Source organism: Commensalibacter communis (assembly GCF_947179015.1).
Lineage (GTDB): Bacteria > Pseudomonadota > Alphaproteobacteria > Acetobacterales > Acetobacteraceae > Commensalibacter > Commensalibacter communis.
In genome coordinates this window covers 36,730-52,778 of the sequence record NZ_CAMXCM010000010.1, presented here as the reverse complement: position 1 = coordinate 52,778, position 16,049 = coordinate 36,730, and the positions used below count along the sequence as shown (strand labels likewise).

Below are 16,049 nucleotides of genomic sequence, written 5' to 3'. Positions count from 1 at the left end.
GTACAAGCATATTATACAGACATGCTTTACCACCGGGGTATCTGAGCGGGGAAACAAAGTTTCTCATTAGGTTATATCTTGTCGATGAAGAAATGTTTTTTAATTTTACACCATTTTATTTTTATTGGCCAGTAGAATTATTTTTAAGTTTTATAGCTTCTTCTATGCACTTTAAAATAACAGGTTCGATACAAGTGAGGTCATTATTAAGTTGGGTTGTGTTATAACAGGCATCAAGAGCACTATGTTTTGTTGCATTTCCAAGATCTGATATTATTTTAAATTTTTTTACATATTCTTTAGTTTGTTCTGTTTTGAAATTCCATTTATTCAATTTATCTTTATTTAGAAAACTATCAAAACTCGTTGTCTCTTTACGTTCAATATATGCAGTTAGTGTTTCAAGAAAAGCCCATAATCCTACGGTTAATAAGGGTGTATAATCATTCGTTATTGTGTCAATTTTTGTTTTCGTTAATGTATAATATAAATGTATGAGTTTCTGGTTTTCTAAATTATTAAGTTTCTTTTCTATTTCTTTATTAAAATGTAATTGATTGATTTGCTTGAGTGCTTTAGGTGTTGAATTGGTAACTTTTTTGGTTGGTGTTGAGGTTAAGGGTGTTGGTACTGTTTTTTGAGTAGAAATATTGCTGACTGTAGGTGATGGAGTGAGTGTATTAATTTTACTATCTTGTGGTCTGCTATGTAAGATAGGTTTTTGATTTATTCTTGGATGTTCAGTTGTATTTTGTAGTGTGTAATTATAAAAAAGTTCGGGGCTCTTTAAACTACTGCTATTTTGATTATTAGATAATAGTGATTTTATATAATCCTCTTGCTTAGCTGCTGTATTAATCAAACGGGTGTTGATTTTAGCGTTTTTAATATCTTTGACTATTACACTAAGCATATTGATTAATATTTCTGGATTTTTTTGAAATGTAGGGTGAGTAGTTGAATCAATTTGCTTAGAAGAAATTTGGAATGTATCTCTAAAAAATTTATTGCCTATAATATACTCCAGCGTAGATGCACCTTGTTCCCACAGATAGTCTTTAATCTCTAACCATTCATTATCTGGAAAGGTTGAATTTCGTTCAACAAATGAGATAACATCAACCAACGTTGCATCCCCTTGATACAATTGATTATCAATTGGTTTCCATGTTTGTTGTCCTGCCCCACCTGATTGACCTCCATGTCTTGCTAATAAAGTAGGTTCGGCTTCTTCTCTGGTCTTAAAAAGATAACAATCAATTTGCAAAGATTTTATGTTTGTTATTTCCTGCGTGGTAATATTATTTAAAAAAGTTTCGAGTTTATTTAAAAAGTTAGTGTCAAATGTAATTAACGCGTTATTTTTACAGATAATATCTTTGTTTAAGAGTGAGGATATAAGTTTAAGGCTGGTAATACGTCTATTTCCATCCAATGCTAGATATTGTTGTGAATTAGATGGCATTGGTAAAACGCATAAAGATTGTGCTTGTAACAGACCATTACGGCCTTTGATATCTTTCAGAAGTTCCAGAAAAGCAAGTGGATCTTGTTTAATAGTAGCCTTTGCTAAAATTTCTTGAGGTGTATTTACATCAAATTGATATCTTGTTTTAAAACGAGGGTTCGCATAGTCAAGGATAATACAATTTATCGGTAGCGTAATATAATTTGTTGCTGACATTATAAACCTCAAAAAATAAAATATATTGTTACGTACATAATATATAGGTTTATGATTGTTAGACAAATTTTTATTATAACCATTTTCGCCATACAACGAAATTGGTTAAATTATAATACTCAAAACAAACGGTATTAAATAAACAATAAAATCAGTTTTTCCTGCCATCAGGAAATAGGTTTTTACCTGAGGCGGTAAAAACTAACTACCCAATAAAGTACAGCCTCAAAATTATCATTAAAAATCATTATAGGAAATCATCATGAGTAAAGTCATGGGTGGAATTTATATTCTGCACTTAAAACAAGAAATTATCACCCCAGCATTGGATTATTTGGGTCTTGGTGGCGCGCGTGCCATTAACCAAGTCACAGGAACGTTCTTGGCAGAGGGATATGCTGGAGGTTGCACATATCTCAAGCAACTCGGCAATGGCCCTGCTGTGGGTGCCATGCAGATGGAGCCAGCAACCTATAATGATATTTGGAAGAACTTTCTGAGTAATCCAAAACGCAGCCATCTTGCAGCATTGCTTAAAAATATAGCTGGCACTTTTAATGCCGATAATAATGGTATTCCCAAAGCAGAGACAATGATTGGTGATCTATTCTTTGCAGCAGCAATGTGTCGTGTGTTTTACCTTCGTATCCCAGCAGAGTTGCCATTGGCCAATGATGCAAGCGCCATGGCTCAATATCACAAAAAATACTACAACACCGCTCTGGGCAAAGCCGTCTGGCAAGATAATGTCGACCGGTTTCAACAGGCGATTGATGGGTGAGTTGAATTATATAGATCTATATATAGATAATATATGTCGGTATTATTGTAGGTATCAAAAAAATATTTAACTAAAAATTATTATCATATAAGGTTTAAATAATAGAATTCGATGTCCGCCGTGGACACCATTAATCAATTGAATTAAAACAGAATATAAATATTTGTATATTAAAAAGAGTATTATTCAAACTATAGTTGTTTTGATCAAGTATGTATGGTAGTATAAGCAAGATGGTATTTTGTTGTTTATAGTAAATGATAAGATATAGTCCATCATATATTTATGGTTAACATTAGTTCAATAATGTTATGCAAAAGAGCAGCTATTTAAACAATTTAATACCTTGAATAAAAAGCGCATATTGCGCTTTTTTTGTTTTTCTGAGGCATTGTTTAATAAAGTAAGTAAAATATTGTAATTTATAAGAAAATTGATTTTAACAAGAGCTCTTAATAAATATATTTTTATTTTTTAAGAAAGAAAAAACATGACAGATGTAGCGAATAAAAATTTATCATTAGTAACAAGTGATAATGCAGGTCTAGTGATTAGCCATGATGCGCATAATGAGATGAATTCATTAACCTTAAAAACCGATGATGCAGGGTTAATGATCGATACCATTTTAAAAGAAGACGCCAAAAGAACAAGTTTGCAAAGTGGTTATTGTGTGGTTGATTTGAACTCTACCCCTCAATATAATCATTATCGTTCAATTGTACAAGCAAACCAAGCCCGTTTAGATATTACTTTTAATGATACGCCTAGCCACTATTATTCAGTAGTTAACTTGCAATCTTTAGGATCAAATTTAATTTTGAATGGTTCCGAGGGAGCTTCTGATACAGGTGAAGTTATTAATTCTTATCAATTTTTAGCATCAGCAGGTAGATGCTCATTAGAATTTTCAAGTATCATGTCCGATAATCCTTCAGACAGTTGCAGCGTGTTTATAGGTGATGGAATGCAATTGCAAATGATGAACCGTGCTGATGATCAATCTTTACAATTGTTAATACAAGGAGATCCTGTATTAACAATTGACGCCAAAGAGGGTATTTCTTTATCTGGGGTCGTTAAAGTTGATCAATTAGTTGTATCCCATAAAAACACAATCGAAACACAGGGGTTATTGGAAGGAACTCAAGCATGGGATCCAGTCTCTAAAAAACCTTGTTGGTGGAATGGGGAACAATGGGTTGATGCAACGGGTACTATATTGATTTAACCTGTTGAATTATTTGAGGCATGAAATGGGGCGCAACAGCGTCTTTTTTTATGCCTTTTTGATGGAGGATAAAATGAATCATTCCGACTTGATGATGCAGATTTTTCAAAGTTTCTTGGATGTTATTCCAGGGGATATTGCAGGGAATATAGTAGCTGTGGTCACGAGTGTTGCGACTATGTATAAGTTGATTGCTCGATATATGAAAAAGAAAACACTGCAAAAAAGAAGATTTAAACGGTTATATTTTTTATAAATATGGTATGTTTCAAACTTTATAATTTGTTCGTATTCATTCATGTTGTTTGTATTTATTTATGTTTAAACTGATTTGTTCTGTTATTATTTTATATTGTCTAGTAATGCTGTTTATTATTATGGGTGGGATGAGAGATTACTTATTCAAAACAGATTTGATGGTTGTTTTGGGAACCAAAGTGGAACGGGACGGTACCCCGAGCCGCGGGCTAGAAGCACGATTGAATAAAGCAATCAGCGTCTATCAACAAGGATATGCACCTGTTATTTTAGTCAGTGGTGGCACAGGGCTAGAGGGATATAATGAAGCCAGTGTCATGGCACAATATTTGGTGGATCATGGTATTCCTCAACAAGCGATTATTCAAGACAGTCAAGGTGTGAATACCCGAGCAACTGCCAAGAATACTGCTGAATATATGCAAACAAATCATATGAAATCCGTAATTATCATTTCTCAATATTTCCATATTCCACGTACAAAATTGGCATTTCAAGCGATTGGCATTGATAAAATTGGACAAGGTTCACCCAATTATACTTCTTGGCGTGATTTTTTCTCTGTTCCGCGTGAAATGTTGGGATATCCAGCCTATTGGTTAAATCTGAAATAAAATCAGTGAACAGATAGATTAAGAAATCCGATCAAAATGGAAACGGTGATAATCATGGTAAAAGTAGAAATTGCTAGAATGGATGCAGATTCTTCTTGATATTGTTTATATTGGTTGCTGAGTAAAATAATCATGGGACCGGAAGGCATGGCGCATAATAATAGCCCCTCATTAAAAATCGCTGTTCCTGATTTTAATAACCAGAGAGAGGCTATGCCAAAGAAAGCAGCAGGCAAAGCAATATCCTTGATTAGGGCAAAACCGATACATTCTTTTGTTAATCGAAACCGATTGACTGCCAATGTCATCCCTGCAACAAAGATGGCAATGCCAGAAGTGGCTTTGCCAATTAGAAAGCAGGTATCACTGATAAAACTGGGTAATTTGACCCCACAAAATAATAAAATAATCCCTAGTAAAGGCGCCCACACATAAGGACAATCTATAATTGCATGATAGATAGAGCTTCCGATAAGTTGATAGATTGGTTTTTGTTGTGTGGCACTTTGTTTTTCCAGTTCAATTTCGATGATGATGGTTGCCAAAGGAATTAATGCCAAATTAATGACCAAAGCAATCATGCTGATGGCGACACTGCTGTTATGTCCATATAAAGGATCCAGCAATGCGGGGCCATAGAATGGACCTGCTGAAAAACTGCCGCCCAGACCTGCTAATGAGGATTGAATAATATTTCTCTTAAAAACAATTCTGGCAACGAAAAACCCAATTAAATAAATCAATATGGTGCTTAGTAATAGAGCCAGAAATAGTAATAAAGCACCGTGTAGCTGTTCTTTGGAAACGCTGAGGGTTCCTGCAAATAATACAGGGGGTAATGTAATGGTTAAGACCAATTTGCTGAGAACAGAAATCGCATTGGCATTATCACCAAAAATATTTCTTTTTGCTGAAAAAAAACCAAAAATGAGGATAAATATAATGGGAATAATGATCCCAACAGATTGTAATAAATGATTCATAAAGCGCTTTTATCATTGAAATTAAGAAGGCAAAATAGTTTTATTAAAATTGAATATATAAATTTTGTTAAGACTGATAGTCAGTAAAATAATTTTTGTCTATTTGATCATAGTTGTTAAGATAGCGCTTTTTTAAGATTAAGGTAGAAACAGTAATATAATATAGGAACTCTTTCGGGGTGCAAGATCGGAAGTGAGGGCTTGTTTTCTGAAAGTCAGATAATGGCTGATTGACTGCCGATTTTTCAAAAAAAGAAGTATGGATAGGGTTGGGATCGCAATGATAAGGACACGTTCTTGAAAATAATTTGACAAATCGTAAAGCGCATAATCTGCAATCGCACATTTTTCTTTTGCTGGATCATATATTGATTTATTTTTATAGCAATTTTAATAGCTTGGGTGGCGTTATTGAGCCTTTGCCGACATATAATAGCAAGTATAAAATTCTCTGTTGTTGTTAATATTGCGTTGTTGGTTCTCAGAGTGTGATCTCGATCCCTTGCTGCATTAGGAAGTAAAATACAGAATGATATATATATCATTTTTAAAACATACATATTCAATCACATCGCATCCAGCCAATAACACGCTCTTGATGAGTATTCAAAGGTGCTATTTGCTTTGTTAAATTTAATATATATTTTCCTTGGTGATTGACCGATAATTGGTAAGGGAACAATCCATCTGCGGTCTTACATCTCAAAGATACAATAGATGGTAAGGGTAGCGCAATATTTCCTTGATTGACCAGCGTAATTTTTATTGCTTCAGGGGTGTTGGGATCAGGGATTTCTTTGACCATAATTTGTCCATGTAAATTTTGATGCTTAATCATTGCCATCCATGTATCAAGGCTCCAATTTCGTTGGTCGCTTGCGATTGGCAAGCGAAACCAAATGATTCCTCTAAGATTAATAGGTGTATTATGTTGTAATTGTTCAATTAACGCTCTGACTTGTTGAGGATTGCTGTATAATTCTTGACCAGATTTACCTGTTTTAAAGTCATTTTCTCCTTCTATGGCATAAATCGTTCCGGATGGTGTGGTTTGTATTTTTAGACCATAGGTTGGTAATGCGACATAAAATGGATGACGTGTTAACCTATTCATTTTCTGAATATACATAAGTGCAGTATTGTTATTAAATAATCCAATGTGGGGATTATCAACACTGTGGACTTGCAAAACAGGATAAGGGACTTGCTCTGTCAATTCTGGAAACACAGGCGACCGCATCCAATCTGGGATCATGGTAATATTTAACCGCACATCTTTGGGCAGTTTTGCTTTTAAAGAACGGAGCAATTGAATATATAAAGACAGTTTGGGCGTTGGCCAATCTAAATCAAGCTCTATGCGATGAATGTGGTGGATTTGATAGGCAGGAGATTGCTGAATGAGGGTTAAAACCTCGTCAACAGAAGGTAGCGGGCGCAAACGATCAAATCGATAGACAGCCGTCAAAGGTAAGTTCGTTTGTTGTAAATGATCAAATTGAATGGATGGATAAATGACTTGTCCATCAGGTTCAAACTCACCTGCTAAAAACCGCCATCCTATGACATAGGGCGTGGTTTGTTCTATGGCTGGTTGTAAATATTGATTCCATTTTTTCTGCCAAATATAGACTTCTTGTGGCAAAATACGGTGGCTGTGGGTGCTGTAGGTTAAGCAAAACAGCAGACAGATACATACAAATTGTATCAATCGATAACAATATTTTATTGTACAGTAATACAATTCATCCCTTTTTGTTTAAGCTGACGACAGGCTTGAATTGCTGATATTTGGCTAATCCCTGTTAATCGTGCGCGATAAAGTGTGGTTCCATTTTTATTGACGCTTTCTATAGATGGGTTGGCGAAAGAGAAACTATCTGCTATTTTTGATTGTGCTTTGGCGGTGGCTTGTTGTGCTAAACTGATTGAGGGATAGGCACCCACTTGAACACCCCAATTGCCTTTGGAAGCAGATGCAGTGGGGGCATAAGCAACTTGTACAATATTGGGGCGGGGTTGTGATTGGGTTGGATAAATAGGAGTCATCGGTTTATAAGTTGAGCCACTCTTTAAACTCCTTCTTTTCCGAGGCTGAACGGTATTTTGTGCAACCATTGTCGTCGGCGCATAGGATTTTGGAGTGTAATAGGCCTCTAGGGGTAAAGGTGTCTTTGATTTAGAACGTCTGGATGATCCACTAGCATATTTAGCAAAAGGCCCACTCATGGGAATGTCATTGCCAAGTTTAGCAGATACTGCGGTTAAATATTGTTTGGTTGCTTTGGGTAAAGAGGAACCGTGTTTTAAATGATTGCTGAGTGTGCCAGGTCCACCATGATACGCAGCAACAAATCCAGGCGCGCCAAATTGGTTATATAAAATACGAATGTACGCCGTGCCAGCCATAATATTATCTTGTGGATTATAGGGATCTTTGCCCAGCTTATATCGTTTTGCCATATCCCGATAGGTCGGGGTTTTCAATTGCATTAACCCTTTGGCACCATGAGGTGAGGTAATCGGGCGTTTATTATAATATTGATATCCACGGGATTCTTGCATTATTACGGCTCTGATCCATTGATCGGGGACATTAAATCGTTGTGAGGATTGATTAATATAAGGTCCCCAAGGATCAGCAGGTGGTCCTGGTGGTCGCCATTCTGGATGATTGTCCATGTAATTGCTGTAACGTGATGAGACAACGCCGCTTTTATTCTTATTACCGCCACCCCCACAAGCAGTTAATAAAATAAGTGCCAAAATTGGTGAAAAACGTAAGACATATAATAATGAATGATGTTGTATCTTGTGATGGATTGTCATTCTTATTCTAACCTTAATTAAGCAGTTATGTATAGGTATATCAGAGAATGATTGTTTTGTTAAAGTCATATTCAGTTTTTATAAAAGGAGATGATCTTGTATGATTATTAAAATGTCATTATTTGCAAGAATAAATTATGATATCGTGGCTAGGAAACGCCGTAATAAAGGATAGATGATGATTATTTTCGAGGGCGAGGAGCTGCTGTTACATTTTCATGAGGCAGAGAGTGATTATATTATCATTAGTTTTGCATCAGCAGATCAAACAGAACAGGCATATAATCGCTATTTTCTACAACCGATTGTCGAAAAATATCATTTATCTTGTTTAGGAATTACAACGAAGATTGATAATTTTTATCAGCATTCTGATATGCATCATATTATTCCTTTGTGTAATGAGATTACACAATATTACAAAAAAATCATCATCATTGGTCTATCTATGGGTGCTTATGCTGCGTTAAAATTCTCAGCAGCTCTGCACGCTAATATTGTTTTTGCAATGGGTGCTCGATACACGTTGGATGCAGAGATTGCGCCTGTCTGCCCGATTATGCAACGAACGGTTGATCGGTTGGAGCCATATTCTATTCAGGAAACCACGATTCAACCCGATGAAGTTACAGGGAAACTCTATATTGCCCATGATACTTACCATGGAATACCAGGCTATAACGATATCGATCATCAACATGCCAATAAAATTATAGAAAATTTACCCAATAGCGTGCTTGTGCCTGTGCCATTTGCTCATCATTTAGTTGTGAATAGCTTAAAAGGATCAGAAGAATTTAAATCTATTTTGGATATGTTAGTGACAGAAGAAGACCATCATGTCATTCGTAGAGTGGCTGAGGTTCGCAGGCATCATATTTATAATATTTATAGCAAGATCCTAATACTTAAAGATCGTTATCCTTTGTTGATTTATAAATTATTGATTAGCAAGGCTTTAGCGCAAGTGAAAAATAATCATATTGTCTATGACGATTACGTCCGTCATTTATCCGTCACTTACCAGCTAGCAATGCGTGGGTATATAAAAGAAAGCCGTTCATTGTTGCAAAGTTGTTTTTTAAGAGGTTTTTTGTATTGCAGTTTATATGAAGCCAATCAAATCAATGAACAATTTGAACTTCATCCTAATCCATTGTTGAATCAATTGCATTACCTAGTGGCGCATAGCGGTCGTTTACTTGCTTTTGATCAAATTCAGAAAAAAATTACGACAACACATATATTTATGCATGACACTCATCTTGTTCCTTTACGGCTATATAAAAATCAGCTTGTTTGTGTGTGGAAAGAAATGATGTTTGCATTGAGATATAATGAGCAAGCAATCTCTTTGGTGCCTTTTGATGCTGATAACCAAGCGAATGATATGCTGGCGATCGAGAAACAGGATCAAACAGTGATTATCTATACCCCAGAACGCAAATCATGCTTTCATGTAGATCTTGAAGGTAACAGCGAGTTCTGTCATGTCGAACCAAGAGAGTGGGAAAAATTCGCAGTAATTTAGAGGAAAATTTTAAATTTACCTCGTGATGATGCAAGACATCTGTTGTTGTTTTAATTCAGTACATGCTTGAGAGGCATAGTTTGCTGTTAATCCAGAGAGTTTCACACGATATAAAGACTGACCATTTTTGGGGATTGTATCAATTTGTGTTGTTGCGGAGGAAAGCAAAGAAGGTGCCTTTTGACGGGCTTGGCTGGCAGCACGATTGGCAACTACTTCAGATGAAAACGCCCCTATTTGGACGGCGTAATTGCCTTGGCTGGTGGCCGTGTTGCTGGTGCTGTAAGAGGATGAAGGTAAAGATGCCTTTTTCTTTACTTTACGCGATGTTGAATTATTGCTTGTTGGCGTATACGCCCCAGTGTTACCCGAAGAGGGTGACAAGATAATAATCGGTGGCTCTTTTGGAGAAGATGAGGGAACAATACGTTCATTAGGGGTTACCTTCAACGGTTCCGACGCGGGGTCTTTTTTACCACAGGCTGCAAAACTTAACAAAATCATCAAAGGAAGAAAGCGAGCGAAGTATAATGGACGAGCAAGACTAAATCTGTGAATAAGAACCATTATGATACTCTTTAAAATAAAGAAACGATTATTCATATATATCAGAAAATAACGAAGTGCTTCAATTTATATTTATGGTTTCACCTTATAATTTTATAGTAAGGCAAGTTCTTCTAATTCCTTGCGAAGTTTGACTGGAATATCAAGCAGTTGAGCTCCATTAGTAATCAAGTCAATCGGAGCATCTTGTGGCTTTAAATATCGCCATCCTTGAAAAGGACGCATGGCAATGGATTGCGTGCGAATAATTTCTGGTTCTAACAAAATTATTGTGCATGGATTGCCGTTATCTCTTTTGCTGGGGATAAAATCTTTGATGAGTTGACGACAGCATAAAGAGCCTTTGATGACCCGATATAAGGATCCACCTTGTAAAATATCTTCAACTTGTTTAGGAGGGAAGCGGGTTAACGTATAAGGATAGCCATTATTGTCCTTAGCTAGTCGCAGGTTAATTTGTTGTAATTCTTCAACATCTGTAACACCAACAGCAACTTTCGTGATATGCAGCATTAAAAACCCCTTTCGTTACACATATAGTGTATATTATTTCAGGAGAGCCTCCAAGATCGCATTCAGGCGTAAACGGCCTTGAGGTGTCGTTTTAAGACACTCTTGATCCCAAGAGAGAAAATTTTCTTCAACCAATGCACTTAACATGGACATATTCACTGCATCTGTTAAAGCCATTCCACACCTTCTTTCAAATTGCTGTGCTTGAACACCCTTTATTAACCTTAACCCCATAAGCAGCATTTCTTGTGCTTTTTCGGCGGGGGTCAATGCCTCTTTGACTGACAAAGCATGTCCGTTCTGTTGCACATGTTCCAACCATTTAACAGGATTTTTATGACGTTCTGTGGCATATAAAGTTTGATCCAAAGTCACCCGACCATGTGCCCCTGGCCCAATGCCGATATAATCTTTATATTTCCAATATGTTAAGTTGTGACGGCTTTCTGCACCAGGTTTGGCATAGTTTGAAATTTCGTAAGCCTGTAACCCATATTGGTTCGTAATCATTTCCGTAGTGGTCAGCATTGCTGTGCTGAGTTCTTCATCAGGTAACGTGATTTTTCCTTGGCGATATTGTTTGGCAAAAATCGTGCCTGGCTCGATGGTTAATTGATACAAAGACAAATGATCGTGCGTCAAAGCCAAGGCTTCTTGTAATTCACCTTCCCATTCTTGAATGGTTTGACCTTCACGCGCATAAATGAGATCAAAAGAAATCCTAGGGAAAATTTTCTTGGCGATGGTTAATGCTTCAATCGCTTGCCCAACAGAATGTTCTCTGCCCAATGCTTTGAGGGCAGTGGGGTTTAAACTTTGAATACCCAACGATGCGCGGTTAACCCCTGCATGATAAAAATCTTTAAGCTTTTGATTTTCAACACTGGTTGGGTTGGCTTCTAGGGTTATTTCCAGATTTTCAGATACAGGTAGTAAAGAAGTTGCAGTATCAATTAATCTCTGGGCAGTGGAGGGTAACATTAGAGAGGGCGTTCCCCCACCAAAAAAGATAGAAGTCAGGGGAACTTTAGGAATTTCAGCTAAGGTTGTTTGCAATTCTTGCACCAAGGCTTTGGCATAAGCCTCTTGTGGGATTTGTTCAGCAACATAGCTGTTGAAATCACAATACGGACATTTGGCAAGGCAAAAGGGCCAATGAATATAAAGCCCAATGCCTTGTTGTGTATGTTGAATTGTTGCTTTCATCTCTATTAGATAGATACGCGCACGGCTAATTCAACCACACGATCCGCAGGAATGCGTAAGAAGTCTGTCACAGGGCTGGCATTTCTGTTCATGAACATGAAAATTGCCATCCGCCATTTGCTCATCTTTGGAATAGAAGCAGGAACGATTTGCTCTCTGGTTGTAAAGTAGGATGCTTGTAAGGGATCAAAGAAATCTAATTGAGGTTGAGATTTTAGCAGTTCCAAAACTTTTGGCAAATTAGGCATTTCCATAAATCCATATCGCACAATAATTTGATAAATATTGGGCGCAAGCTGACGCATGGCAATACGATGGCCGTATTCTGCCTCGGGTTGCTTTAAGTTTTCAATCGTTACGAATAGAACATGGTCATGCAAGACTTTATTATGCCGTAAATTATGAATCAAAGAATTCGGAATGGACATCGGGTCTGGCGTCATGAAAATCGCCGTTCCAGAAACGCGGGTAATTTTTCCTTGAGGTAAACGAGCTAAGAAAGAAGCAATCGGCATCGCATCTTGAGCACGTTTTTTAATAATGATATTTCGTCCTTTGTTCCAAGAGGTCATCATAATGGTTAAACAAATACCAAGGAGTAATGGTACCCAGCCACCTTCGGGAATTTTTAACGCATTGGCGGTAAAGAATGGAATGTCAATACAGAAGAAAATACCAAATATGATCGCAACTTTATAGGCTGGCCATTTGTACAGTTTATGGAACACAACGCAAGATAACGTGGTTGTACAAATAAATGTCCCAGTCACCGCAATACCATATGCTGCTGCCAAAGCTTCGGACGATCTGAAACTGACAATGAGTAATAGTGCACCAATCATTAAAGCATGATTCACGTCAGGAACATAAATTTGCCCTTCTTCATGAGCATTCGTATGTAAAATACGTAATCGTGGGAAATATCCAAGTTGGGTTAATTGTTTAGCAAGGGAAAAGCCGCCTGAAATTCCTGCTTGGCTGGCAATCACAGTGGCAAAAGTTGATAAAATAACCAAAGGTATATTAAACCAATGAGGGGCTAAATAAAAGAAAGGATTACTTAATGCATGCGGATTGGTCAAAACCAATGCACCTTGACCCAAATAATTTAAAGTCAATGCAGGCAGTACAAAGAATACCCATGCATATCCAATCGGTTTTCTACCAAAATGTCCCATATCTGCATAAAGCGCTTCGGCACCAGTGACCGCTAACACAACAGATCCCAAGGCCAAAAATGCCATCCATTCATGATGGATCACAAAAGAAACAGCGTAATATGGGGATAAAGCAACAAGGACAAAAGGATGTTGTATAACTTGCAACAATCCCAAAATACCAATCGTGCTGAACCACAGGAACATGACTGGACCAAATATCTTGCCGATGCGTTCAGTTCCTTTGCTTTGCATACAAAATAAACCAAAAAGAATGATTAGTGCCATTGGTACAATAAATTCTTGAACGCTTGGTAAAGAAACTTCTAGCCCTTCAATCGCTGATAAGACTGAAACGGCTGGTGTAATCATTCCATCCCCAAAGAAGAGACAGGTTCCAGCAATCCCAACCATACCCAAGGCGACTTTGCCAGTGGTGTTTTTGGTAACACGTTGTGCCAAAGACATTAATGCCAATATGCCGCCTTCGCCATTATGGTCGGCACGCATTACCAGCATTACATATTTCACGGTCACAATCAAAACCAAAGCCCAGAAAATCAAGCTGATAATCCCAAATATTTCCCAGCGTTGTAAATCAGCGTGATGATTGGAAACAACCCCCATTGTTGCACGGAATGCATAAATAGGGCTTGTGCCGATATCACCATATACAACCCCAAGAACGGTCATCAAGATCGCTGCATTTATGGGTTTCATTTTATGTTCTGGTTGATCTGTTCCAAATTCAGTGATTTGGCTTTCTTCATCCAGTGAAGGAAGAACCATAACATCGCCTTGTATCTCTTCTGTTGGTTCTGGAACAGCATCACCATCAGCAGAAATAATCACAGATTTTGCATCATCAGCTTTTGTCGACGATGATTCGTCTTTGTGATGATTATCCTCTTCGTTTGAAGAATCAGTCATGTAAAGAAACTCCACATATATTCATAATCGCTACAGATTATTCAACAATAACTGTAAGCCAAAACAAACGACACATATAGCTTTTTATATGTTTTGAAAAGTTTTTTATATTTTTACGGGACGATCCCCAAATATAGCAGAGCCCACACGCACGAGTGTGGCACCACACGTAATTGCGTCTTCGAAGTCAGCGGACATCCCCATAGAAATTTCAGGTAAGTCATAGTGATGGGCGAATTTGGCCAGTTGTTGGAAATAGGGAACAGGATGATGACCAACGGGGGGGATGCCCATCACACCTTGTATTTTGCAACCAAATTGTTTCAGACAGAGCTCTATGAATTCGTTTGCTTCCGAAGGTAAAATCCCTGCTTTTTGTGGCTCTTGTCCAATATTAATTTGAATAAATAAGTTGGGGCATCGCCCAGTTTTATCAATTGCTTTTTGTAAGGGGTTTAGCAACGCAACGCGGTCAATTGTTTCAATGACGTTAGCAATTTTAACAGCATCGAGGATTTTATTGGTTTGGATAGCGCCGATAATATGTAATTGAATATTAGGATGTGCTTCAATCAGAGGCGTGAATTTTTCCTTGGCTTCTTGAATACGGTTCTCACCAAAAGTAAAATGATGATGGTCAATTACTGATTGAATGGCTGTGATCGGGTTAAATTTCGATACCGCAACTAATTGAATATCGTTGGGTTGACGACCACAACGCAAAGCAGCTTGCTCGATATTTTGTATAATTTTATCAAGATTTTGTTGTATATTAATATCGTTCATTATAAAAATCAGTATAGATGGAAATTCTTTTTATACTAGAATGAACAGGATGCTTTATCCATCATTTTTTTCCCATAGATGTTCGCGCAACTGTGTGATGTTGGCTTTACGTGCTTGGAATTTTTTTCTTAGATAACTGTAAAAAAACCAATCTTTTAGGAAAAAAGGTGTGAATTCATAGAGCATCTTTTCAAGTTTATTCCACTGAACCTTTTTACGATCTGCTCGTCGTTCAGAAGGCATACACCAATGTTTAGCAGAATAATATGTCTTTCCAACTTTAAGTAAACGATGGATAACTTCGTGATCCATCAGGACATATGGCCATATATTTTGGTCAAATCCTCCGACTTGTCTTAAACTTTCTGTGCGGAACGTTTGGGCATATCCACCCGCATGGCATTGTTTGCTGAATATTTTTGATTTTCTGACAATTTTACGGCATCTTTTCTGGCTTTGATAGTCGTAATAAGGGGCATAAATATCACAAGCCATTACCCCAACGATTTCGGGATCTTGTTCAAAGATATGATTGCAAAACCAAAGATAATAAGGGGGATAATAAGTATCGGCATCAATCGTGGCGACATAAGGTGTGTTAACCGCTTTTAATCCTGTTTGTAAAGCAAGGGTTTTTCCAGGCTGGGCTTCATATAGATACACAACATCAATATCTGGATAGGCAGCTAATGTTTTCTTAGCAATCTCTTCGGATTCGTCATCGGATGCATTATTGATTAAAATTAATGTAAAATCTTTGAAATGTTGAGAGCAAATTGACTCTAGTGTGCCAGGCAAGAAATTTTTTTCGTTATAATAAGGCAGCAAGATAGACCATTTCTTCATGGTGAAAAGTAACGTTCCTTGTCGTGGTATATTAAAATAAAGATACTATAATAAGCAGAAATGTGGCATATTTAAGGGATGTAGGATTGAAAATATGTATTTAAAGAGTACAACAAAGAAAATCCCATCAAAC

15 protein-coding genes are annotated in these 16,049 nt (G+C 37.1%); 5 read left to right on the top strand and 10 right to left on the bottom strand.

The features are described 5' to 3' along the window. Nucleotides 1-121: 121 nt before the first annotated feature. Nucleotides 122-1,684, bottom strand: a complete 1,563-nt coding sequence (locus tag PQG54_RS11255; protein ID WP_271790646.1) for a hypothetical protein — start codon at nt 1,682-1,684, stop codon at nt 122-124. A gap of 262 nt (nt 1,685-1,946) precedes the next feature. On the opposite strand from PQG54_RS11255, the gene PQG54_RS11250 reads away from it, so the two are divergent. From PQG54_RS11250 to PQG54_RS11235, 4 genes are all read left to right on the top strand, one after another. Continuing rightward, complete coding sequence (locus PQG54_RS11250; RefSeq protein WP_271790645.1) at nt 1,947-2,465, top strand: hypothetical protein; 519 nt, start codon at nt 1,947-1,949, stop codon at nt 2,463-2,465. 490 nt (nt 2,466-2,955) lie between these two features. Further along, entirely contained in the window at nt 2,956-3,696 is a 741-nt protein-coding gene (locus PQG54_RS11245) for a hypothetical protein (RefSeq protein ID WP_271790644.1), read from the top strand. 73 nt (nt 3,697-3,769) lie between these two features. Beyond that, complete coding sequence (locus PQG54_RS11240) at nt 3,770-3,952, top strand: hypothetical protein (RefSeq protein WP_271790643.1); 183 nt, start codon at nt 3,770-3,772, stop codon at nt 3,950-3,952. A 130-nt stretch (nt 3,953-4,082) separates the two neighbouring features. Next, nucleotides 4,083-4,568 (top strand): YdcF family protein, encoded by a 486-nt coding sequence (locus PQG54_RS11235; RefSeq protein ID WP_271807725.1) that lies wholly within the window; start codon nt 4,083-4,085, stop codon nt 4,566-4,568. 2 nt (nt 4,569-4,570) lie between these two features. On the opposite strand, the gene PQG54_RS11230 is transcribed toward PQG54_RS11235, so the two are convergent. From PQG54_RS11230 to PQG54_RS11220, 3 genes are all read right to left on the bottom strand, one after another. Continuing rightward, complete coding sequence (locus PQG54_RS11230) at nt 4,571-5,551, bottom strand: AEC family transporter (RefSeq protein WP_271790641.1); 981 nt, start codon at nt 5,549-5,551, stop codon at nt 4,571-4,573. Nucleotides 5,552-6,113: 562 nt separating this feature from the next. Next, nucleotides 6,114-7,262, bottom strand: a complete 1,149-nt coding sequence (locus PQG54_RS11225; protein WP_271790640.1) for a DUF3142 domain-containing protein — start codon at nt 7,260-7,262, stop codon at nt 6,114-6,116. Between the two features lie 14 nt (nt 7,263-7,276). Continuing rightward, nucleotides 7,277-8,380 carry a lytic transglycosylase domain-containing protein gene (locus tag PQG54_RS11220; protein ID WP_271790639.1) on the bottom strand — a complete coding sequence of 368 codons (1,104 nt, stop codon included), beginning with the start codon at nt 8,378-8,380 and terminating at the stop codon, nt 7,277-7,279. A 175-nt stretch (nt 8,381-8,555) separates the two neighbouring features. On the opposite strand from PQG54_RS11220, the gene PQG54_RS11215 reads away from it, so the two are divergent. Then, nucleotides 8,556-9,911, top strand: coding sequence for a hypothetical protein (locus PQG54_RS11215; RefSeq protein ID WP_271790638.1), 1,356 nt, complete (start codon nt 8,556-8,558; stop codon nt 9,909-9,911). 15 nt (nt 9,912-9,926) lie between these two features. On the opposite strand, the gene PQG54_RS11210 is transcribed toward PQG54_RS11215, so the two are convergent. From PQG54_RS11210 to PQG54_RS11185, 6 genes are all read right to left on the bottom strand, one after another. Next, nucleotides 9,927-10,478 (bottom strand): SPOR domain-containing protein, encoded by a 552-nt coding sequence (locus PQG54_RS11210; protein ID WP_271790637.1) that lies wholly within the window; start codon nt 10,476-10,478, stop codon nt 9,927-9,929. A 93-nt stretch (nt 10,479-10,571) separates the two neighbouring features. Further along, complete coding sequence (locus tag PQG54_RS11205) at nt 10,572-10,991, bottom strand: DUF1489 family protein (RefSeq protein WP_271790636.1); 420 nt, start codon at nt 10,989-10,991, stop codon at nt 10,572-10,574. A 33-nt stretch (nt 10,992-11,024) separates the two neighbouring features. Further along, nucleotides 11,025-12,197: a radical SAM family heme chaperone HemW gene (gene hemW / locus PQG54_RS11200; RefSeq protein WP_271790635.1), complete on the bottom strand. Its 1,173-nt coding sequence runs from the start codon at nt 12,195-12,197 to the stop codon at nt 11,025-11,027. 5 nt (nt 12,198-12,202) lie between these two features. Next, nucleotides 12,203-14,143: a potassium transporter Kup gene (locus tag PQG54_RS11195; protein ID WP_271790647.1), complete on the bottom strand. Its 1,941-nt coding sequence runs from the start codon at nt 14,141-14,143 to the stop codon at nt 12,203-12,205. Between the two features lie 246 nt (nt 14,144-14,389). Beyond that, on the bottom strand, nt 14,390-15,070 hold the full coding sequence (locus PQG54_RS11190) for a YggS family pyridoxal phosphate-dependent enzyme (protein ID WP_271790634.1): 681 nt from the start codon (nt 15,068-15,070) through the stop codon (nt 14,390-14,392). Between the two features lie 54 nt (nt 15,071-15,124). Next, on the bottom strand, nt 15,125-15,916 hold the full coding sequence (locus PQG54_RS11185; RefSeq protein ID WP_271790633.1) for a glycosyltransferase family 2 protein: 792 nt from the start codon (nt 15,914-15,916) through the stop codon (nt 15,125-15,127). Nucleotides 15,917-16,049: the final 133 nt, after the last annotated feature.